Origin of the sequence: Paraburkholderia sp. GV068 (assembly GCF_003058125.1) — a bacterium.
In the GTDB taxonomy this organism is placed as follows: domain Bacteria; phylum Pseudomonadota; class Gammaproteobacteria; order Burkholderiales; family Burkholderiaceae; genus Paraburkholderia; species Paraburkholderia graminis.
In genome coordinates, this window is record NZ_QBUB01000005.1 from 429,818 (window position 1) to 448,592 (window position 18,775).

General features: G+C 64.2%; 19 protein-coding genes. 9 read left to right on the forward strand and 10 right to left on the reverse strand.

Annotated elements, in window-relative coordinates:
• Window positions 1-6: 6 nt before the first annotated feature.
• Both phnX and C8K18_RS14005 read right to left on the reverse strand, forming a co-directional pair.
• Window positions 7-810 carry a phosphonoacetaldehyde hydrolase gene (gene phnX / locus C8K18_RS14000; protein WP_107707797.1) on the reverse strand — a complete coding sequence of 268 codons (804 nt, stop codon included), beginning with the start codon at window positions 808-810 and terminating at the stop codon, window positions 7-9.
• A gap of 40 nt (window positions 811-850) precedes the next feature.
• Entirely contained in the window at window positions 851-2,083 is a 1,233-nt protein-coding gene (locus C8K18_RS14005) for a 2-aminoethylphosphonate--pyruvate transaminase (RefSeq protein WP_107707798.1), read from the reverse strand.
• 133 nt (window positions 2,084-2,216) lie between these two features.
• Between C8K18_RS14005 and C8K18_RS14010 the strand changes: the two genes are divergently transcribed.
• Window positions 2,217-3,086, forward strand: coding sequence for a LysR substrate-binding domain-containing protein (locus tag C8K18_RS14010; protein ID WP_107707799.1), 870 nt, complete (start codon window positions 2,217-2,219; stop codon window positions 3,084-3,086).
• A gap of 73 nt (window positions 3,087-3,159) precedes the next feature.
• Here the strand turns inward: C8K18_RS14010 and C8K18_RS14015 are convergent, their stop codons facing one another.
• Complete coding sequence (locus C8K18_RS14015) at window positions 3,160-3,906, reverse strand: glucose 1-dehydrogenase (protein ID WP_107707800.1); 747 nt, start codon at window positions 3,904-3,906, stop codon at window positions 3,160-3,162.
• A gap of 490 nt (window positions 3,907-4,396) precedes the next feature.
• Here C8K18_RS14015 and C8K18_RS14020 point away from each other — a divergent pair, with 490 nt between their 5' ends.
• A complete protein-coding gene (locus tag C8K18_RS14020; protein ID WP_006052816.1) occupies window positions 4,397-5,737 on the forward strand; it encodes a TAXI family TRAP transporter solute-binding subunit in 1,341 nt (446 codons plus the stop codon).
• 31 nt (window positions 5,738-5,768) lie between these two features.
• Here C8K18_RS14020 and C8K18_RS14025 read toward each other — a convergent pair whose 3' ends face one another.
• Window positions 5,769-6,656 (reverse strand): ProQ/FinO family protein, encoded by an 888-nt coding sequence (locus tag C8K18_RS14025; RefSeq protein ID WP_107707801.1) that lies wholly within the window; start codon window positions 6,654-6,656, stop codon window positions 5,769-5,771.
• A 481-nt stretch (window positions 6,657-7,137) separates the two neighbouring features.
• Complete coding sequence (locus C8K18_RS14030; RefSeq protein WP_006052818.1) at window positions 7,138-7,341, reverse strand: cold-shock protein; 204 nt, start codon at window positions 7,339-7,341, stop codon at window positions 7,138-7,140.
• A 306-nt stretch (window positions 7,342-7,647) separates the two neighbouring features.
• Between C8K18_RS14030 and C8K18_RS14035 the strand changes: the two genes are divergently transcribed.
• Both C8K18_RS14035 and C8K18_RS14040 read left to right on the forward strand, forming a co-directional pair.
• Complete coding sequence (locus C8K18_RS14035) at window positions 7,648-9,093, forward strand: NAD-dependent succinate-semialdehyde dehydrogenase (RefSeq protein ID WP_107707802.1); 1,446 nt, start codon at window positions 7,648-7,650, stop codon at window positions 9,091-9,093.
• A gap of 107 nt (window positions 9,094-9,200) precedes the next feature.
• Window positions 9,201-9,779, forward strand: coding sequence for a GNAT family N-acetyltransferase (locus C8K18_RS14040; protein ID WP_258196115.1), 579 nt, complete (start codon window positions 9,201-9,203; stop codon window positions 9,777-9,779).
• Between the two features lie 59 nt (window positions 9,780-9,838).
• Here the strand turns inward: C8K18_RS14040 and kdgT are convergent, their stop codons facing one another.
• Window positions 9,839-10,855, reverse strand: a complete 1,017-nt coding sequence (gene kdgT / locus C8K18_RS14045) for a 2-keto-3-deoxygluconate transporter (protein WP_053858142.1) — start codon at window positions 10,853-10,855, stop codon at window positions 9,839-9,841.
• 323 nt (window positions 10,856-11,178) lie between these two features.
• Between kdgT and kduI the strand changes: the two genes are divergently transcribed.
• The 3 genes from kduI to kdgR all read left to right on the forward strand — a co-directional run bounded on the left by kduI (window position 11,179) and on the right by kdgR (window position 13,849).
• Window positions 11,179-12,015 (forward strand): 5-dehydro-4-deoxy-D-glucuronate isomerase, encoded by an 837-nt coding sequence (gene kduI / locus C8K18_RS14050; RefSeq protein WP_107707825.1) that lies wholly within the window; start codon window positions 11,179-11,181, stop codon window positions 12,013-12,015.
• 44 nt (window positions 12,016-12,059) lie between these two features.
• Window positions 12,060-12,860 (forward strand): 2-dehydro-3-deoxy-D-gluconate 5-dehydrogenase KduD, encoded by an 801-nt coding sequence (gene kduD, locus C8K18_RS14055; protein WP_006052823.1) that lies wholly within the window; start codon window positions 12,060-12,062, stop codon window positions 12,858-12,860.
• A gap of 110 nt (window positions 12,861-12,970) precedes the next feature.
• Window positions 12,971-13,849, forward strand: a complete 879-nt coding sequence (kdgR, locus tag C8K18_RS14060) for a DNA-binding transcriptional regulator KdgR (protein ID WP_107707804.1) — start codon at window positions 12,971-12,973, stop codon at window positions 13,847-13,849.
• A gap of 58 nt (window positions 13,850-13,907) precedes the next feature.
• Here the strand turns inward: kdgR and C8K18_RS14065 are convergent, their stop codons facing one another.
• Window positions 13,908-14,462, reverse strand: a complete 555-nt coding sequence (locus C8K18_RS14065; RefSeq protein WP_181324897.1) for a cytochrome b — start codon at window positions 14,460-14,462, stop codon at window positions 13,908-13,910.
• Window positions 14,463-15,121: 659 nt separating this feature from the next.
• On the opposite strand from C8K18_RS14065, the gene C8K18_RS14070 reads away from it, so the two are divergent.
• A complete protein-coding gene (locus C8K18_RS14070) occupies window positions 15,122-15,496 on the forward strand; it encodes a hypothetical protein (RefSeq protein WP_029968545.1) in 375 nt (124 codons plus the stop codon).
• A gap of 114 nt (window positions 15,497-15,610) precedes the next feature.
• A complete protein-coding gene (locus C8K18_RS14075) occupies window positions 15,611-15,880 on the forward strand; it encodes a hypothetical protein (RefSeq protein ID WP_006052828.1) in 270 nt (89 codons plus the stop codon).
• Between the two features lie 87 nt (window positions 15,881-15,967).
• Here the strand turns inward: C8K18_RS14075 and C8K18_RS14080 are convergent, their stop codons facing one another.
• From C8K18_RS14080 to ilvA, 3 genes are all read right to left on the reverse strand, one after another.
• The gene (locus C8K18_RS14080) at window positions 15,968-16,219 is read right to left on the reverse strand and encodes a hypothetical protein (protein ID WP_006052829.1); all 252 of its coding nucleotides are present in this window, start codon (window positions 16,217-16,219) and stop codon (window positions 15,968-15,970) included.
• 154 nt (window positions 16,220-16,373) lie between these two features.
• Complete coding sequence (locus C8K18_RS14085; protein ID WP_006052830.1) at window positions 16,374-17,552, reverse strand: 4-hydroxybenzoate 3-monooxygenase; 1,179 nt, start codon at window positions 17,550-17,552, stop codon at window positions 16,374-16,376.
• A 248-nt stretch (window positions 17,553-17,800) separates the two neighbouring features.
• Window positions 17,801-18,775 (reverse strand): threonine ammonia-lyase, biosynthetic (gene ilvA, locus C8K18_RS14090; RefSeq protein WP_107707805.1); only part of this gene is annotated, 975 nt, incomplete at its 5' end.

Consider the following 18,775-nt stretch of genomic DNA (forward strand, 5'->3'; position numbering starts at 1 on the left):
CGCCCCTCAAGGCCGCTCGCCTCGCGCGAGCCGCGCGTCGATATCGCGGACCACCGGCATCAGATCCGCGACGCTGTCGATCACATAATGCGCGCCCGCGGCCCGCAATCTGTCGATCGCGGCCGCGCGGCGCCGCGCGAAGTCGTCGGGCGCGAGCGCCTTGACGTCGTCCTCCGCCATACCGAACGCATTGCCGCTGACGGCGACACCCACCGCCCACGTGCCGCCGTTAATGCCTTCCTCGATGCCGACTTCCGTATCGTCGACCTTGATCGCGTCTTTCGCGCGCCACACGCCCAGTTCCGGCAGCGTCTTGTAGATCATGTACGGCGACGGCCGCCCTTCGGGCGTATCGCCCGTGCACACGATGCTGTCCGGCGAGAAGCCCTGGGCCGCCGCGCCCGGCACGATCTCGGCCATGATCTCGCGCGTGTAGCCCGTCGTCGTGCCGATGCGGATGTCGTCGCCGCGCAGCGCGCTCGTCACTTCGGCGACGCCCGGAATCACCGAGCTATAACTCGCGGCCACCGCGATATTCTTCGGCACGAACACGTCGTACACGGCGTCGATGTCGGCGTCGCCCGGCGCGTGGCCATACTTGTCGGCCCATGCGCGCGCGACGCGCGGCAGCGCCATCAGCGCCGCGATATGCGGGCGCTTGGCCATGCCCATCGGTCCGCGCGCTTCGTCGATCGTGATCGGCACGCCGAACTGCTCGAAGGTTTCGACAAACGCGCCCATCGGCGCAAGAGAACCGTAGTCGACCACCGTGCCGGCCCAGTCGAAAATCACCGCCTTGACGTGCTTCATCGTGTTTCGTTCGCTTCCATTCGATGTTGTCTGCTATCGCTCATGCAAGCTCCGCCAGCAGCTTGCGTTCTTCGATGGCCGCGGCCGGCGGCGCGGCGTGATCGACGCCCATCGTCCGCAGCGCGCTCGCGCAGGCTTGCACGACGCGGCGCATCACCTGCGCATCCACCTGGCCGATGCAGCCGATGCGGAAACTCTCCACCACCGTCAGCTTGCCCGGATAAATGACGAAACCCTGTTGCTTCATTAGTTCGTAGAACTGCTCAAAGCTGAACGACGGATGCGCCGGCGAGAAAAACGTCACGATGATCGGCGAACGCCAGCGTGCATTCAGGAGCGGCTCGAAGCCGAGTTCCTGCATGCCCGCGACCAGCACGTCGCGATTGTTCGCATAACGCGCGAGGCGAGCGGGCTGCCCGCCTTCGAGCTTGTGAAGCCGCAGCGCCTCGATAAACGCGGCGACCGTGTGCGTTGGCGGCGTAAAGCGCCACTGGCCGGTGCGGTTCATCACGTCCCATTGATCGTGCACGTCGAGCGCGAGCGAATGGCTGCGCCCGCGCGCGTCGTGCAGCGCGCTCTTCTTCGCAATCACGAAGCCGAAGCCGGGCACGCCCTCGATACACTTGTTCGCCGACGAGACGAACGCCTCGCACGCGATCTCGCGCACGTCGAGCGGCATCGCGCCGAATGCGCTCATCGAGTCGATCAGCAGCTTGCGGCCTTTCGCCGCCGTGACTGCGGCAATCTCTTCGATCGGATTGAGAATGCCCGAGCTCGTTTCGCAATGCACGGCGACGACATGCGTGATGGCCGGCTCGGCATCGAGCATGCGTTCGACTTCCGCGGCGCGCGGCGGCAAGTAATCGCCCTTGTCGAGCACGGTATGCGCGCGGCCGAGATAGCGCAGCGTCGTCGCGATGCGTTTGCCGTAGGCGCCGTTCGCGAGCACGAGCGCATGGCCGTCACGCGGAATCAGACTGCCCAGCATCGCTTCGACGCAATAGCTGCCGCTGCCTTGCAACGGCACGCAATCGTATTCGCCGGCTGCGTCGCTTGCGTCACCTGCGATGTCGAGCAGGCTGCGGCGCAGTTGCGCCGTCATCGCGCGAAAGTCGCCGTCCCACGAACCCCAGTCGCGCAGCATCGCCTGCTTGGTCGAGAAGGCGGTGGTCAGCGGGCCGGGCGTCAACAGATAAGGCTCGCCTTGGGCCGGCGGCGCGCAGCTTGCGCTCTGTTGCGCTGTCGCCGGGGAATTGCCAGTCGCGCTTTGCATGCCGAATCTCCGGTCTGGCTGGTTGAGATAGCGCCTACAGTACCGAAACGTGGTGCATCGGTAAAATCGATATAATCGATGCGCTCATCGTAAATACTTATAGCTGGCGAGTTTCGCTGCGACGGAGGCTCAGGTGCAATACGCGCAATTGCGGGCGTTTCATGCGGTCGCGGAACATGGCGGCTTTTCGCGGGCGGCCGAGGCGTTGTCGCTCTCGCAACCGGCGGTGTCCGACCACGTGCGGCGGCTCGAGCAGGATTACGGCGTGAAGCTGTTCGAGCGCGGACCGCGCGGCGTCGAGACCACCGAACTCGGGCTACGGCTTTTCAGCGTGACGCGGCAGATGCTCGGTTGCGAGCGCGACGCGCGGCAGTTGCTCGAATCGGCGGGCGGCCTGGAGTCGGGGTCGCTGTCGCTCGCGGCGGACGCGCCCGATCTCGCGGTCGCGCTGATCCGCGCGTTTCGCAAGCTGCATCCGGGGATCGTGGTGACGCTGTCCATCGCCAATGCGGCGGACTGCATGCAGCGCGTGCTGTCGAGCGCCGTCGACGCCGCCATTACCGCCGCGCCGCAGGTTCACAGCCGGCTCGAATCGCGCGTGTTGCGGCGCGACCCGCTGGTCGCGATGGTGCCGGTGCGCTATCCCGTCGCGAAGAAACGCAAGCTGAGTTACGGGGAACTCGTGCAGCAGCCGATGATTTTTCGCGAGCCGCAATCGGTCACGCAGCAATTGCTGGAGATCGAACTGGTGCGCGAGTCGCTGCAAGTTGAGCCGGTCATGTATGTCGACGGCCGCGAGGCGCTCGAGGAAGCCGTCGCGCAAGGCATGGGCGTCGGCGTGATCGCGCGCGCGGAGTTCAACCCGTCGCGGCGTATCAGAATGATTCCGCTCGACGATTGTCAGGTGCGGATGACCGAATCGCTCACGCGGCTCGCCGGACGGCCGGGGTCGAATCTGCTCGATGCGCTCTTTGCCGTCCGCTTGCCGGGGAGCGAGGAATAAGCGAGGCAAAAAGCGACGCGCAAAAAAAACGGCACCCGAGGGCGCCGCTTTGCCGCTACTTCAATGGATATTCTTAACGCACGCCGCCGCTGACGATCAGGCTTTCGCCGGTGATCCAGCGCGCGTCGTTGGATGCGAGGAAGGTGACCACGTCCGCGATGTCGTCCGGCTGGCCGAGGCGGCCAAGCGGCGTCGTGCTCAGCGCCCACTGCTCCAGGTCCGAACCGATGATGCCCGCGCTATGCGTGCCTTCCGTCACGACCATGCCCGGATTCACCGAGTTCACGCGAATCTTGCGCGGCGCGAGGTCCTTCGCGAGCACGCCCGTGATGCTGTCCACCGCGCCCTTCGTCGCCGAATAGACTGCGCTCGTCGGCGGCGTGATGCGGCTCGCGACCGAGCTCACGTTGACGATGCTCGCGCCCTCGCCCAGATGCTTGACCGCTGCCTGCGTGACCAGCAGCAGACCGAGCACGTTCACATTGAAGTGCTTATGGAAGTGCGCTTCGGTGATGTCCTCGATCGCCGCGAATTCGTACACGCCCGAGTTGTTGACGAGAATATCGAGGCGGCCGTAGGTTTCGACGGCGCTGTCGATAATGCCTTTCGCATCCGCGGCTTTTGATACGTCGCCGCCGACGGCGAGGGCCTTGCCGCCCGCGGCGGTGATCGCGGCCACCACTTCGTCCGCGCCGGCCTTGCTCGACGCGTAGTTCACGACTACCGACGCGCCTTGCGCGGCCAATCCCTTTGCGATTGCCGCGCCGATACCTTTCGATGCACCCGTTACGACTGCGACCTTGCCTGTGAGCTTACTCATGATCTGGTTCGTCCTTTGACTGGATTTGCGCCGGCGTGCTGCCGCGGAGAATCGCGGCATTCACGCTGCTTCAGCAGGACGCTGCGGCGCTGACACTGGTGACAATGTAAGCACCACGGCCACGCGGATAAAGCGGCTCAAGGCGAATAGATACGTCAAGGCAGCCGAACAATGGGAAAGATGCGGTCGGCCGGCGATGTGTCGCGCTCACCGCTTGCGTCCGAAGACGAGAATATGCAGAGCGATGCTCAGCAGCACCGCCAATGCACCTAAAGTATCCAATGCAGCAGACAACACGATCGTCTCCTTGGCAGCTCGGGCTGCTCATTGCTTGAGAACGATTGCATGGCCCTTCGATTAAAGGACTTTTGCAACGCGCGCCGCGAATCAGGCAAACAACAGGGCAACCAACAATAGAGCAAACTTCCGACGACAAGTCCGCCCGCCGCAGTAGACAATGCCCTGATCCCGGCTACCGCACGCCATGCCTATGAAAGCGCAACGTCCGCGTCGTCCTCCGCCGCTTCCTCGCGAATCGCTTCATGCCGAGTGGCGCGATCACACGCTGCCCTATATTGTCGTCGCCGCGGCGGTCGCGCTTGTCGTCACGCTGATCGTGTGGCTCGTCGATCCGGCGCCGCCGAAAACGATCACGCTCAGCGCCGGTCCGCAAGATAGCTCGTTTGTCGCCGCCGCCGATCAGTACAAGAAAATTCTCGCGCAAAACGGCATCAAACTGAACGTACTCGAATCCGACGGCTCGGTGCAGAACCTTCAGCGTCTGCTCGATCCGAAGCAGCACGTCGACCTCGCGCTCGTGCAAGGCGGCGTGGCGGACGGTCTGGATACGTCGTCGCTGATGTCGCTCGGCAGTGTGTTTTATGTGCCGATCGTGGTCTTTTATCGCGGCACCGGCGTGACGGAACTCGCGCAGCTCGAAGGCAAGCGGATCGCCGTGGGCCGCGAAGGCAGCGGCACGCGCCTGCTCGCGCTGAAGCTGCTGGACGCGAACGGCATTGGGTCCGGCGACGATACGACGCTCGTGCCGAGCGACGGTCTGCAAGCGGCCACGCAGCTCGTCGCGGGCGAGGTCGATGCGGCGATTCTCAGCGGCGATTCCGCGACCCGCGGGCTGATGCTGCGCCTGCTTCGCGTGCCCGGCATTTCGGTGATGAATTTCGACGAAGCCAGCGCCTATACGCGGCTCTTTCCGTATCTGGATCAGATCGATCTGCCGCCTGGCGTGCTGGATCTGCGGCACAAGATTCCGCCCGAGACCGTACATCTGATCAGCCCGACCGTCGAGCTTGTCGCGCGTACCGATCTGCATCCGGCCATTTCCGATCTGCTGATCGAGGCGGCGCAGGAAGTGCACGGCAGGCCGGGCCTGCTGCAGCGCGCGGGACAATTCCCGAGCCCGATCGCGCACGAGTATCAGATCAGCGAAGACGCGCAGCGCTACTACCGCACCGGCAAGAGCTTCCTATACCGGACGCTGCCGTTCTGGCTCGCGAGCATCGGCGACCGCACGCTCGTGCTGCTGTTGCCGATCGCCGTGCTGCTTTTTCCGGCGATGCGGCTGGTTCCGGCGCTGTATCGCTGGCGGGTGCGTTCGCGCATCTATCGCTATTATGGTTCGCTGATCGCGATCGAGCGCGGCGCGCTCGCGCAAACCACCGACGAAGAGCGCAAGCGGCTCTTCGCGGAACTGGATCAGATCGAGGAATCGTTGAATCGGCTGCGCATGCCGCTCGCTTACGCCGACGCGTTCTATGTGCTGCGCGAACACGTCGGCTTCGTGCGCGGCCGGCTGGGGGCGGCGGTGCGTTGAGCGGCCACCGGGTGATTCAGGTGGCCGATGCTCAGGCTTCGCGAGTGGCGGGCGCCGTCTCGGAGAGGTTGGCGGATTGCGCAGCGAGTTTGTCGTCAGACGGCGCATCGGCGGCGGTGGATTGCGGCTCGTTGGGCTCGGCTTGTTGCGGGGTTGCTTGCGACGCTTCCTGTGAGGTTGCTTGCGACGCTTCTTGCGAACCCTGCTGTGACGCTTGCGCATCCACAGGCGCTTGGTTCTGCGCATGGACCGCATCGGCGGAAGCAGCAGATGCAGCCGGCGCAGCCGCTGCCGCCGCACTCTTCGCGCTCTTCGCCGCGCGATGCGCCTGCAGGCGCTGCGCGCCCGCCGCTTCCTGAGCCGTGACCTTGCCCGCCTCGGCGCCCGTCAGGTCGACGCGCGCGGCGCCTTCCACGAGACACTTCCAGTAGCGGCTGCCGCGGCACCACGTCTTGATCGCGTCGCGCAACTCCGCTTCGCTCAGCGACAGTTCCTTGGCATGCACCACGAGGTCTTCGAAGATGCCGACCTTCAGCGGCAGCTTCGGCGCCGGGTTCTTCGGGAACGCGTTCGGGAAGCGCTTTTGCAGACGGCCGATGGACTTCACCACCGGATCGACCGGCTTGGCGTCCGCGGCCGGCGCGCCAGCATTGGGACCCCCGCCGGGACCGCGCCGCGATTGTGACGGCTGCGACGGCTTGCCGGCAGGCCGCGCGCCCTGTCGGGCGCCCGCACCGGGGCCCGCGCCCGGCTTCGCGGATTTCGCAGCCGGCCTGCCATCGCTCCTGACATCGCGCCTTGAATCCGGCTTGCCCTCGGGCCTCGCGCCGGATTTGCCGTCAGCCTTCGCGGCCGGCGCAGCCTGGGCCCGTGCCGCGGCCAGTTGCTTCTTCAGTTCAGCGAGTTGTTCGAAACCCATAGCGCACAACCAATCAAGAAAGGGGAGATTGTAGCAGCGCTCCGTAAGAGATTAGTGACGGCATTGCAACGCCGGGCGGGCTGCCAGCATGCGCGGGCGCCTCTTTGCGATGCCGTTAGGCACTAACGCAGCGGATTATGCAAGGTGCAATAACCGTTCGGACGCTCGCTCCCCGCCCGGCGAGCGAACCGGGTGTCCGCACGGGCATTGCGTCGGCATCGCCCGCACGAGGGTTGCAGAAGGTTTCGGGATGCTGATTAACTTGCCGGCAAGTTTCCACTCAGCGGGCCGCTCAGCGCGGCCACGACGACCCCATCGGCGCACGACGGGCCGCGCTCACCGAAGCCGGCGACGCTCGAGCGCGGCGTCCGCGACGACGCCACGCGCTGCGGCGATCGCAGCAAGCGCGGCGCTCGCCGTCATCATGCAAAGCGCCGCGCAACGATCGCGAACGTGTGCGCGGCGCTAGCCGCATCGCCGGCTAGATAGGCTTGATGTCCGCGGCCTGCTTTCCTTTCGGCCCCTGCTTCACTTCGAAGCTGACCTTCTGATTTTCCTGCAGCGATTTGAAACCCTCGGAGCGAATCTCCGAGAAATGGGCGAACAGGTCTTCACCTCCGTCGTCGGGTGTGATGAAGCCGAAGCCTTTTGCGTCGTTGAACCACTTCACTGTACCGGTAGGCATGTCGATTCCTCATGTGCATCTGGTTGACTGGGACTGCCGCTCGACTGTACGCCACTTGACGCGCCGGCGCTCTCCCCGGGCTTTCCATGACTAGCGCCTGGCGTCGACGCACAGGCCGCGGCGGCCGTCCGGAAACTGGGGTCGCAAGATGCGTGCCGCGCCCGCCGCGAGCGGAGCGGCCGCCGGTACGTTTGAGCGCAATCAGATAAGATGTTTCCTTATCGGCAGTCCATTCTCGGCCACGCGCGTTCGGTTCTGTACGCGAGCGCAGCGCAGCCTGTCGTTTTCCCATTTACAGGAACCAGCATGGCAATTTCGAGCTATACCGATACCCGACTTCTGATCAACGGCGAGTGGTGCGATGCCGCGAGCGGCAAGACTCTCGACGTATTGAACCCCGCTACCGGCCAGGTCATCGGCAAGGTGGCGCACGCCGGCATCGCCGATCTCGACCGGGCGCTCGAAGCGGCTCAGCGCGGCTTCGAAGCCTGGCGCAAGGTGCCCGCGCACGAGCGCGCCGCGGTGATGCGCAAGGCAGCCGCGCTGGTGCGCGAGCGCGCCTCCGACATCGGCCGTCTGATGACGCAGGAACAGGGCAAGCCGTTCGCCGAAGCGAAGGTCGAAGTGCTGGCGGCCGCGGACATCATCGAATGGTTCGCCGACGAAGGCCGCCGCCTCTATGGCCGCGTGGTGCCGTCGCGCAATCTCGCCGCGCAGCAGCTCGTGCTGAAGGAACCGATCGGCCCGGTCGCCGCCTTCACGCCGTGGAATTTCCCGGTCAACCAGATCGTGCGCAAGCTGAGCGCCGCGCTCGCGAGCGGCTGCTCGTTCCTCGTGAAGGCGCCGGAAGAAACCCCGGCGTCGCCAGCGGGCCTGTTGCAGGCGTTCGTCGAAGCGGGCGTGCCGGCCGGCACCGTCGGCCTCGTGTTCGGCGATCCGGCCGAAATCTCGAACTACCTGATCCCGCATCCGGTGATCCGCAAGGTCACGTTCACGGGCTCCACGCCGGTCGGCAAGCAACTGGCCTCGCTGGCCGGCGCGCACATGAAGCGCGCGACGATGGAGCTCGGCGGCCACGCGCCGGTCATCGTCGCTGAAGACGCCGACGTCGCGCTCGCGGTCAAGGCAGCGGGCGGTGCGAAGTTCCGCAACGCGGGCCAGGTGTGCATTTCGCCGACACGCTTTCTGGTGCACAACAGCATCCGCGAAGAGTTCGCCGCGGCGCTCGTCAAGCACGCCGAGGGCCTGAAACTCGGCGACGGTCTCGCGGACGGCACGACCCTCGGGCCGCTCGCCAACGCGCGCCGCCTGACGGCGATGAGCAAGGTGCTCGACGACGCGCGCAAGACCGGCGCGAAGATCGAAACGGGCGGCGAGCGCGTCGGCACCGAAGGCAACTTCTTCGCGCCGACGGTGCTCACCAACGTGTCGCTCGAAGCCGACGTGTTCAACAACGAGCCGTTCGGCCCAATCGCGGCGATCCGCGGTTTCGACAAGCTCGAGGAAGCGATCGCCGAAGCGAACCGCCTGCCGTTCGGTCTCGCAGGTTACGCGTTCACGAAGTCGTTCGCGAACGTGCATCTGCTGTCGCAGCAACTGGAAGTCGGCATGCTGTGGATCAACCAGCCCGCCACGCCGACGCCAGAAATGCCGTTCGGCGGCGTGAAGGATTCGGGTTACGGCTCGGAAGGCGGACCGGAAGCGATGGAAGCGTATCTGGTCACGAAGGCCGTGACGGTGATGTCGTCGTAACGCATGGGGTAACGCTGGCAACGGCTGATCGTTGCTGGCTGTAGAGAGTCCGCGAGTTGATGCTCGCGGACTTTTTTATTTCATCGACGAATGTTTGGTGCGAACTCATGCAACCCACGCTGACGGGCAACACGGTCGAACTGCGGCCACTGGAACGCGATCACGCGCAAGCGTTGCTCGAAGCCGCCGCCGATGGGCAATTGTGGAATCTGACGCTGACTGTCGTGCCAGGGCCCGGCACGATCGACGGTTATATCGACGCGGCGCTCGCCGGACGTGACGCGGGAACAGTCATGCCGTTCGTGATCGTGCGCCGCGATACGGGTGCGGTGGTCGGCAGCACGCGGTTCTGGAAAATCGACTACGCGAATCGCAAGCTCGAAATCGGGCACACGTGGCTCGGCGAATCGGCGCAGCGTTCGGCCGTCAATACCGAGGCGAAATATCTGCTGCTGCGTCATGCATTCGAAGCGATGCAATGTGTGCGCGTGCAGTTCACCACCGACGAGCTCAACGACAAGTCGCGCGCGGCGATTCTGCGAATCGGCGCAAAGCAGGAAGGCGTGGTTCGCCACGAGCGCATCATGCCGGACGGCCGCAAGCGCAACTCGGTGCGCTTTAGCATCATCGACGACGAATGGGCGCACGTTAAGGCCATGCTCGAAACGAAACTGGGGCCGCGTTAAAGCGGCCCCGGCGTTTCTACGCTCGGTCAGCGAGCATCAGCGCGCATGCTCACACCCGCTCACACATGCACGTCGCTCTCCTTCAGCGGCGTCGCCGCGGGCGTCAGCAATTCCTCGCGCAACGTATCGCGCGCATGATGACGGCGCACCCACAGCGCGGTCAGCATCGGCACCAGAATCGCGGTCACGAGGCAGGCGGTCGCGACCATCGCGGTCGCGGCCGGCACCAGCGGCTTGAAGCTCGGAATCATCTCGCCGATGATCGCCGGGTTGGCCACCGCCGCGCCCGCCGTCGACGAAGCCGCGAGTCCCGCCGCGCCGTTGCCGCCCGCGATCCAGCGGTCGGCGAGAATCAGCGGAATGCCGGTCACGACGATCACCGCAAGGCCGAGCAGCACGCCCGCCATGCCGCTCTTCGCGATCACGTTCAGGTCGATGCCGTTGCCGAGCGCGAAACCGAAAAACGGAATCAGCGGATGCACGCAGCGGCCGAAGAACTCGCGCAGATCGCTGTCGATATTGCCGAGCGCGAAACCGATCAGAAACGGCAGCACCGCGCCCACGAAAAGACGCGGCTCGAAGAACGCGACGCCCGTCGCGCCGAGAATGATCATGCTGACGAGCGGCCCCGACTCGACCGACATCAGCACGAATGCGCCGGCCTCCTCTTTCGTGCCGTACTGCTGCATCACCGCGGCGTAGAGACCACCGTTGGTCATGTCCATCGACGTCGTGATCGCGAGCACCGAGAGCCCGGCGAAGAGCCCGGCCTTAATGCCGTCGATGGGGATGAAATGCGATGCCACGAGGGTCGCGATCCACGCGACGACCATCTTCGTGACGAGCAGCGTGCCGGATTTGCGCAGCACGGTGCCGGTGGCGCGCAGGTCGATCGTCGCGCCCATGCAGAAAAACCAGACCGCGAGAATCGGCACGGTGCCGGCGATCAGGCCGTTGGTGAACGAGCCGAAATACTTGCCCGCGCCGGGCGCGAACGTATGAACGCAGGCGCCGAGCAGCAGCGGCACGAGCATCAGGCCGCCAGGAATGCGGTCGATGGCCTTCTTGAGCTTCATTGTCTCCTCCGTGGACTTGACGTCCAGTTGTCCGGTAACTCCACCTTGGGTAAGCACCGGTCTGACGCCGGCTGCTCCCTTTCGGCGCAATATAGCATCGAGTCAGGAACGTCGTTCCGATTTTTTGCGCGACGAGGATAATCGTTTACCCGGCCTATGCTGGCGGGCCTCCGCTGGCTCACCCATGCTTCGCAATTTTTTATGGACCACTGTTCCGAAATAGCGAATAACGCGCTACAGTCGAGCCCATGCGTGCGCCGCCGCTAAGCTGGGTAACTGCGGGAAGGCGCCCACCCACCGGAGACAGAATCATGGAAGCAACGCTGCACGTGAGGCAGGCCGTCAACAGCGAGTATGCGAAGACGCTCGATACCGCCGGATTGCGCAAGGAGTTCCTCGTCGACGAGGTGTTCGAGCGCGACGCGCTGCGGCTCACCTATAGCCACATCGACCGCATCATCGTGGGCGGCGCGTGGCCCGCCGCGCGCGCCGTCGAAGTGCCCGGCTCGCTCGGCAAGGCGATCGGCGTCAGCTATCTGCTCGAGCGGCGCGAACTGGGCGCGATCAACATCGGCGGCGACGGTTGGGTCGACGTCGACGGCACGCGCTACACGGTGCGTAACGAGGAGGCGATCTACATCGGCCGCGGCGCGCAAGCTGTGGCTTTCGGCAGCGACGACGCCACGCAGCCGGCGAAGTTCTACCTGAATTGCGCGCCCGCGCACGAGTCGCATCCGACTCGCACGATCTCGCTCGCGCAGGCGTCGCCGCAAACGCTCGGCGATGCCGCGACGAGCAACCGTCGCACCATCTACAAGTTCATCGTGCCCGAGGTGCTGCCGACCTGCCAGTTGTCGATGGGCATGACCAAGCTCGAACCCGGCGGTCTGTGGAACACGATGCCCTGCCATACGCACGAGCGGCGCATGGAGGTGTATTTCTATTTCAATGTCGCCGACGACGCCGCCGTCTTTCACATGATGGGCGAGCCGAGCGAGACGCGGCACATCGTCGTGCATAACGAACAGGCGGTGATCTCGCCGAGCTGGTCGATCCACTCGGGCGTCGGCACGCGGGCCTATACGTTCATCTGGAGCATGGTCGGCGAAAACCAGGTGTTCAGCGACATGGACCATATCGCGGTGCGCGATCTGCGCTGAGCGCATCGCATCGCATCGGCCGCTCGCCATACGAAACTCACGACATGGGCTTTGACATTGTGAACATCTCCGCCACCAACCGCTCCGCGACCCATCCGTTCGATCTGACCGGCAAGGTCGCCATCGTCACCGGCAGCAACGCGGGCCTCGGCGCGGGCATGGCGCTCGCGCTCGCCGAGGCGGGCTGCGACATCGTCGGCGTGTCGCGTGCCGATGCGGGCGATACGCCCGAGCGCGTCGCCGCCGCGGGGCGCAGATTCGCGGACGTGCGCGCGGACCTCGCCTCGATTGCGCCAGTGGACGACATCGTGCGGGCCGCGGTCGAAGCGTTCGGACGCGTCGACGTGCTGGTGAACAACGCAGGCATCATCCGTCGCGAGAACGCGCTCGACTTCACCGAGGACGACTGGGACGCCGTGATGGACCTCAATCTGAAAAGCCTCTTCTTTCTCGCGCAAGCCACGGCAAGACAATTCGTCGCGCAGCAAAGCGGCGGCAAGATCATCAACATCGCGTCGATGCTGTCGTTTCAGGGCGGCATACGCGTCGCGTCGTACACGGCGTCGAAAAGCGGCGTGCTCGGCCTCACGCGGCTTCTTGCCAACGAATGGGCCGCGCAGCGCATCAACGTCAACGCGATTGCGCCCGGCTACATGGCCACCGCGAACACCGCGGCGTTGCGTGAAGACGCGCAGCGCAACGACGAAATCCTGAGCCGCATTCCGGCCGGCCGCTGGGGCGCGCCGGACGATCTCGCGGGACCGGTGGTTTTTCTGGCGTCGTCCGCGTCGGACTACGTGCACGGGCATACACTCGCAGTAGACGGCGGATGGCTCGCGCGCTGAGTCTTCAACATACGCGACGAGACGCGGTATGCTCCCGGCGTCCGCCGCAACGCGGCACGCAATAGCGTTCGAATATGGTTCGATAGAAGTTCGATCAGGGAATCACGGAAATGGCAGCAACCGGCAAACAGCAGCGTAAGGACGTTCCCGCCAGTCTTGCGCACGACGCGGACAGCGTCGAGTGCGGCAGCGACAAAGGCGAATCGGCTTCGTCGATTGGCCGCGTGTTCGCGATCCTCGGCGCGATCGGCGACAGCGGGCAGATCGGCATCAGCGAACTGTCGCAACGGCTCGGCATGTCGAAGACGACCGTGCATCGCGTCGTGCAGACGCTGAAGGCGCTCGGCTACGTGACGCAGGAAGTCGAGACCGAGCGCTACCGTCTGACCATCCGTCTTTTCGAACTCGGCGCGAAGGCGCTGGAGAGCGTCGATCTCGTGCGCGAAGCCGACGTCGAAATGCGCCGCATCGGCCAGCTCACACGCGAGGCGGTGCACCTCGGCGCATTCGACGAAGACGCGATCATCTATATCCACAAGATCGACGCCGATTACGGGCTGCGCATGCAGTCGCGGATCGGCCGGCGCAATCCGCTTCACAGCACGGCAATCGGCAAGGTGCTGCTCGCGTGGATGGAGCCGGCCGACGCGCGCGAGGTGCTGTCTCACGTCGAATTCCGCAAGTCGACGCAAAAGACGTTGTCGTCGGCCGAGGCAGTGCTGAGCATTCTGCCGCGCGTTCGCGAGCAAGGCTATGGCGAAGACAACGAGGAGCAGGAAGAAGGCTTGCAGTGTATCGCGGTGCCGGTGTTCGACCGCTTTGGCCGCGTGATCGCCGGCCTGTCCATTTCATTTCCGACCATGCGCTGCGGCGCCGATACGAAGTCGCATTACGTCGCGCTGTTGCGCGAGTCGGGCCTTGCGATCTCGACGCGGCTCGGCTATCGCGAGGCAGCGGCGCCGGAGCATGCGGCCGCCGAACCGGGTTGATCGAGCGCCGATGCAGCGTTCAGGTTGCGTTCAGGTTGCGTCCATGCAATCGCACCGCTCAAGGCAGCATCCGCTGCAACACATCGTCCTTCAGCACGAAGCGATGAAAGAGCGCGCCCGCCACATGCAAGCCGATCAGCACGAGCAAGACCCACGCAAGATACCCGTGGATGTCGCCCATCTCATGCCCGACGCTCGAGCCGGTCGGCGAAATCGACGGATACGGCAGCACGCCGAAAAGCTTGATCGTCCAGCCGCGCGATGACGCGTTCGCCCATCCGAGCACCGGCACGACGACAAGCGCGAGATACAGCAGGCCATGCGTGATGTGCGAAACGACGCGAAAAAACGGCGACACCGATGCCGGCGACGGACGATGCGTGGCACGCCAGACGATTCGCAGCACGACGGCCGCAATCAAGGTTGCGCCCACACCGAGATGCCACGCAATCAGCCCTTCGGGCAGCGTGCCCTTGTGAATGTCCGGCATGGTCCAGCCGATCACGAACTGCGCCGCAATCAGCAAGACGATCAGCCAGTGAAGCAAGCGGGCGACGCCGTCATAGCCGGTCGCATAACGGCGCGCATTCGTATCGAAGGATTGCATCTTCATAGGACGTCTCGTTTCTCGTTTGGCATCGTGGGTTGGGCACGGGGCGGGCGCCAGCGTGCGAGCCAGTATGCTACCGGTCAAATATTAATAAAAGCTGAACTGCGGTCCGGCCGATTGACCAATCTCAGGCCTCGCGTCGCAAACGATCAACGTAAAACGCCAGTCTGCAACCGAATGTATCCGCGCGGTATATAGACCGCGTCTGGCCTTGCCTTCCGCTTTTCAGCGCTGCTTGCACCACGCCTTTGTTGCGCCACGGCTCATCCAAGACCTGCGTACGCGGCCTTTTCATAGCGTGCTCAATGGCTTGCCCCTCGTTTGCACTTCGTAGCCGCGGTCGTCGCACGCCTCATGCGCCCTCGCCTGCGCGCGCCCTGCACAAACAGTCCACGCGATGCACGCGACACGTCCTGTTACACACGAACACAACGGTAATACCGCCTCTCAGTAGAGTTCGGATCAACAGCAACGAGGAGCAATCTCATGAAACGAATTTTTGCGCTGGTCATTCTGGCGGCGACGCTCGGCACCGCGTTGAGCGGTTGCATCGTGGTGCCCGATGGCGGCTATCACAACCATTACCGTTACCACGACCGTTACTGATCGCGGCGCGCGCCGAGCCCTACACACTCAATCATAAGAACACGGGAACCCACCCCATGAATCAATCACGAAGCCGCTTGCTCTCTATTGCGATCGTCGCCGGTGTCGGCATCGGGGCGTCGTCGGCGGCGCTCGCTCACGTCGACGTCGGCGTGAACATCGGCGTTCCGGGCGTCGTGTATGCGCCCGAGCCCGTTTACGCGCCGCCTCCGCCGCCGGTGTATGCGCCGCCACCGCCGGTGGTCGTCGTCAGTCCCGGCTGGTATGGCGAGCGTTACTACGACGGTCATCGCTATTGGGAACGTCGCGAATGGGAAGAGCGTCATCGCGAACGCGAATGGCGCGACGCGCGCGGTCCGCACGGAGACTGGCGCGGCCACGGCGAAGGGCATGGCCGCGGCGAGTGGCACGGCCACGGCGGCGATCATTGATCGCGCGTAGTGCGGCGCTACACGTTATGACGATCGCGCCGCGCTGCATTGGGCTTTGCCTTTGCATTGAGGTCTGCGTTTGCGTTTGCATCGGCAGCTTGCAGGAGCGACAACTTGGTACGCACTGATCCACGACGAGTCAGCGCGCAGATCGACGGCATGCTCGTCTGCGCGGAGTACAGCGAACAGACCGGCCAGTTGTGCTTGCGGCAGAACGGCGCGCTCGTTCGCGAATGGTTTCCACCGCATTCGTGGATGGCGATTGCGTCCGTCGCGGGCGCGCGGCATTGGGGCACGCGACCAACCGACGACGACCTCATCGCACTGCTGCGCAACGAGATGACGTTGTTGCGCTCGCCGCAATCCGGCACGATGCAGAAATAGAAAACCGCGCGGCGCCTAGGGCGTCACGCGGTTTTTTCGTTTGCGGTTTGAACGCGAAAACTCCGCGCCCTGCTCTTTCGACAAACTTTATCGTGCGTTATAAACCGGCGGCGAATACGAACTGAACGTGACGTCGCCGCCGCGGCCCGCTTGCCACGAACCGTGGCTGCCCGAACCATAGCCGCTGTTCTCGACTCGCGCGGCGCCCTGCTGGCTCGCGGCCTGACTTTGAATAACCTCGACGCCTTGCTGCGCGGCTTGCCCCGACGTCTGCGCCATCGAAACGATCGGCGCGCCGAGCGCGACGGCAACTGCAACAGCCTGAATGAGCGATTTCATTTGACCACCTCCAGTCATGCTTCTTATGTGTGCCGCGAACGGAATTCGTTGCAGCGGTGAAGGCAGTGTAGGTGCACCGTCGTAGACGATAAATCCGCTAATCCTGAATTCACTGTTGCTGTTGCACCGACAATCGCAGCCGCTGGCGTTGCGCTCAGTCTTGGGGCACAGCCACGCCGACGTAGTTCTCCGCCATCACCGTGGCTGCGCTGCGCGACGTCGTCACGTATTCGAGTTCGGCCACCTGAAGCTGCTGCTCGAACGGCGACGCGCCTTCGATCCGATGCATCATGCTCGTCATCCAGTACGAGAAATGCTCCGCGCGCCAGATGCGCTTGAGCGCCGTTTCGCTATAGCGTTCGAGCAGATCGCTGCGGTTCTCGACGTAGAACGCGTTCAATGCCTTCGTGAGCAACCGCACGTCGGCGACCGCGAGGTTCATCCCTTTTGCGCCGGTCGGCGGCACGATATGCGCGGCGTCGCCGGCCAGGAAGAGTCGGCCATGCTGCATCGTCGCCGAAACGAAACTGCGCATGCCGACAATGTTCTTCTGAAAGATCTTGCCGTCCTTCACGTGCTGACCATCGTGCGAATCGACGCGTGCATGCAGTTCGGCCCAGATGCGGTCGTCGGACCAGTTATCGACGGAATCTTTCGGATCGCATTGAAAGTACATGCGCTGCACGTTGGCCGAGCGCGTGCTGATCAGCGCAAAGCCGCGGTCGTGGCGCGCATAAATGAGTTCATCGGAAGACGGCGGCCCTTCGCATAGGATCCCGAACCATCCGAACGGGTACACGCGTTCGAAGTCGCGGCGCAATGCCTGCGGAATCGATGCGCGCGAAACGCCTTGCGAGCCGTCGCAGCCGATCACGAAGTCGCACTGCAACTCGCAGAGTTCGCCTTCGTGACGGTAGCGGATCGACGGCTTGTCGGTGTCGATGCCATGCAGCGACGTCTCCGATACGCCGAAGCGCAATTCCCCGCCCGCTGCCACGCGCGCCGCGACCAGATCCTTGATGACCTCGTGCTGTGCATACACGGTGATCGAGTGGCCCGTCAGTCCGGTCAGATCGATGCGGCGGCGCTTGCCTTCGAACGCAAGCTCGAAGCCGTGATGCAGCGCGCCCTCCGCCTTCATGCGCTCGCCGACGCCGGCTTGCGTCAGCAGATCCATCGTGCCCTGCTCGAGCACGCCGGCGCGTATCGTCGATTCGATCTGCTCGCGCGTGCGCGTTTCGAGCACGACGGACTCGATACCGCGCAAATGAAGAAGATGGGAAAGAAGCAGGCCCGCGGGCCCCGCGCCGATGATGCCAACCTGAGTGCGCATGATGTGTCTCCTGAGTGCGAATGTGATTTGCGCCCAGTTTGACGATTGGCCCGGCTATCGCGCAACGCGATACGGCGGATACGCTGTATCTTCTTTTGAGATAGCAGGACGGCGCTGCAAGCGTCACGCAAAGCCGCCGATACGGCGCGACGCCCTGTTGACGGCGCTTGCAGCGCAGTGCCTGTTTATGCGGTGCGATTGCTCGTACGTGAGGCGCTCAAGGTAAACCCCGAGTGCGCCGATAACGTTCAGCCGAGGAACAGCCGGTAAACCGGATTCTGCGTCTCTTCCCAATACGGATAGCCGAGCGTCGCGAGAAAACGATCGAACTCCGCGTTATCCGTTTCAGGCACCTGAATGCCGACGAGAATCGAGCTATAGTCCGCGCCCTGGTTCCGGTAGTGGAAGAGGCTGATGTTCCAGTCGGGCGCCATCGACGATAGAAACTTCATCAGCGCGCCCGGGCGCTCGGGAAATTCGAAGCGGAACAGACGTTCGTCGTGTGCGAGCGGCGAGCGTCCGCCGACCATGTAGCGGATATGCTGCTTCGAGAGTTCGTCGAAAGTCAGATCGACGGTGGCGAAGTTGTGCGCCTCGAAGGCGCTTGCGATCTGCGCCGATTCGCTTCGGTTCCTGATCTGCACGCCCACAAAAATATGCGCGGATTCGGCTTGCGCAATCCGGTAATTGAATTCGGTCACGCTGCGTGTGCCGACCAGTTCGCAGAATCGTTTGAAGCTGCCGCGCTCTTCGGGGATCGTCACTGCGAACACGGCTTCGCGCGCCTCGCCGACTTCGGCGCGCTCGGCGACGAAGCGCATCCGGTCGAAGTTCATGTTCGCGCCCGACGTGATCGCGATCAGCGTCTGGTTCTCGATGCCTTCGCGCTCGGCATACTGCTTTGCGCCCGCGACTGCGAGCGAGCCCGCCGGTTCGAGCACGCTGCGCGTGTCCTGAAAGACATCCTTGATTGCGGCGCAGAGTGCGTCGGTGTTGACCAGCAGCACGTCGTCGAGATACTCGCTGCACAGCCTGAAGGTTTCTTCGCCGACGAGCTTCACGGCAGTGCCATCGGAGAACAGACCAACCTCGTTCAACGTCACACGTTCGCCCGCTTTCAACGACGCGGCCATCGCGCACGAATCGTCGGTCTGCACGCCGATCACCTTGATCTCGGGGCGCACCGATTTCACATACGCCGCGACTCCCGCCGCGAGTCCGCC

What these genes read in the sequence shown, in the direction of transcription:
- C8K18_RS14040 (WP_258196115.1), top strand. Translation starts at nt 9,201, where the DNA reads ATGCAACCCACGCTGACGGGCAACACGGTCGAACTGCGGCCACTGGAA.
- kdgR (WP_107707804.1), top strand. Translation starts at nt 12,971, where the DNA reads ATGGCAGCAACCGGCAAACAGCAGCGTAAGGACGTTCCCGCCAGTCTT.
- C8K18_RS14080 (WP_006052829.1), bottom strand. Translation starts at nt 16,219, where the DNA reads ATGAAATCGCTCATTCAGGCTGTTGCAGTTGCCGTCGCGCTCGGCGCG.
- C8K18_RS14030 (WP_006052818.1), bottom strand. Translation starts at nt 7,341, where the DNA reads ATGCCTACCGGTACAGTGAAGTGGTTCAACGACGCAAAAGGCTTCGGC.
- C8K18_RS14070 (WP_029968545.1), top strand. Translation starts at nt 15,122, where the DNA reads ATGAATCAATCACGAAGCCGCTTGCTCTCTATTGCGATCGTCGCCGGT.
- kduD (WP_006052823.1), top strand. Translation starts at nt 12,060, where the DNA reads ATGGGCTTTGACATTGTGAACATCTCCGCCACCAACCGCTCCGCGACC.
- C8K18_RS14015 (WP_107707800.1), bottom strand. Translation starts at nt 3,906, where the DNA reads ATGAGTAAGCTCACAGGCAAGGTCGCAGTCGTAACGGGTGCATCGAAA.
- C8K18_RS14035 (WP_107707802.1), top strand. Translation starts at nt 7,648, where the DNA reads ATGGCAATTTCGAGCTATACCGATACCCGACTTCTGATCAACGGCGAG.
- C8K18_RS14085 (WP_006052830.1), bottom strand. Translation starts at nt 17,552, where the DNA reads ATGCGCACTCAGGTTGGCATCATCGGCGCGGGGCCCGCGGGCCTGCTT.
- C8K18_RS14005 (WP_107707798.1), bottom strand. Translation starts at nt 2,083, where the DNA reads ATGCAAAGCGCGACTGGCAATTCCCCGGCGACAGCGCAACAGAGCGCA.
- C8K18_RS14020 (WP_006052816.1), top strand. Translation starts at nt 4,397, where the DNA reads ATGAAAGCGCAACGTCCGCGTCGTCCTCCGCCGCTTCCTCGCGAATCG.
- C8K18_RS14025 (WP_107707801.1), bottom strand. Translation starts at nt 6,656, where the DNA reads ATGGGTTTCGAACAACTCGCTGAACTGAAGAAGCAACTGGCCGCGGCA.
- C8K18_RS14065 (WP_181324897.1), bottom strand. Translation starts at nt 14,462, where the DNA reads ATGAAGATGCAATCCTTCGATACGAATGCGCGCCGTTATGCGACCGGC.
- phnX (WP_107707797.1), bottom strand. Translation starts at nt 810, where the DNA reads ATGAAGCACGTCAAGGCGGTGATTTTCGACTGGGCCGGCACGGTGGTC.
- kdgT (WP_053858142.1), bottom strand. Translation starts at nt 10,855, where the DNA reads ATGAAGCTCAAGAAGGCCATCGACCGCATTCCTGGCGGCCTGATGCTC.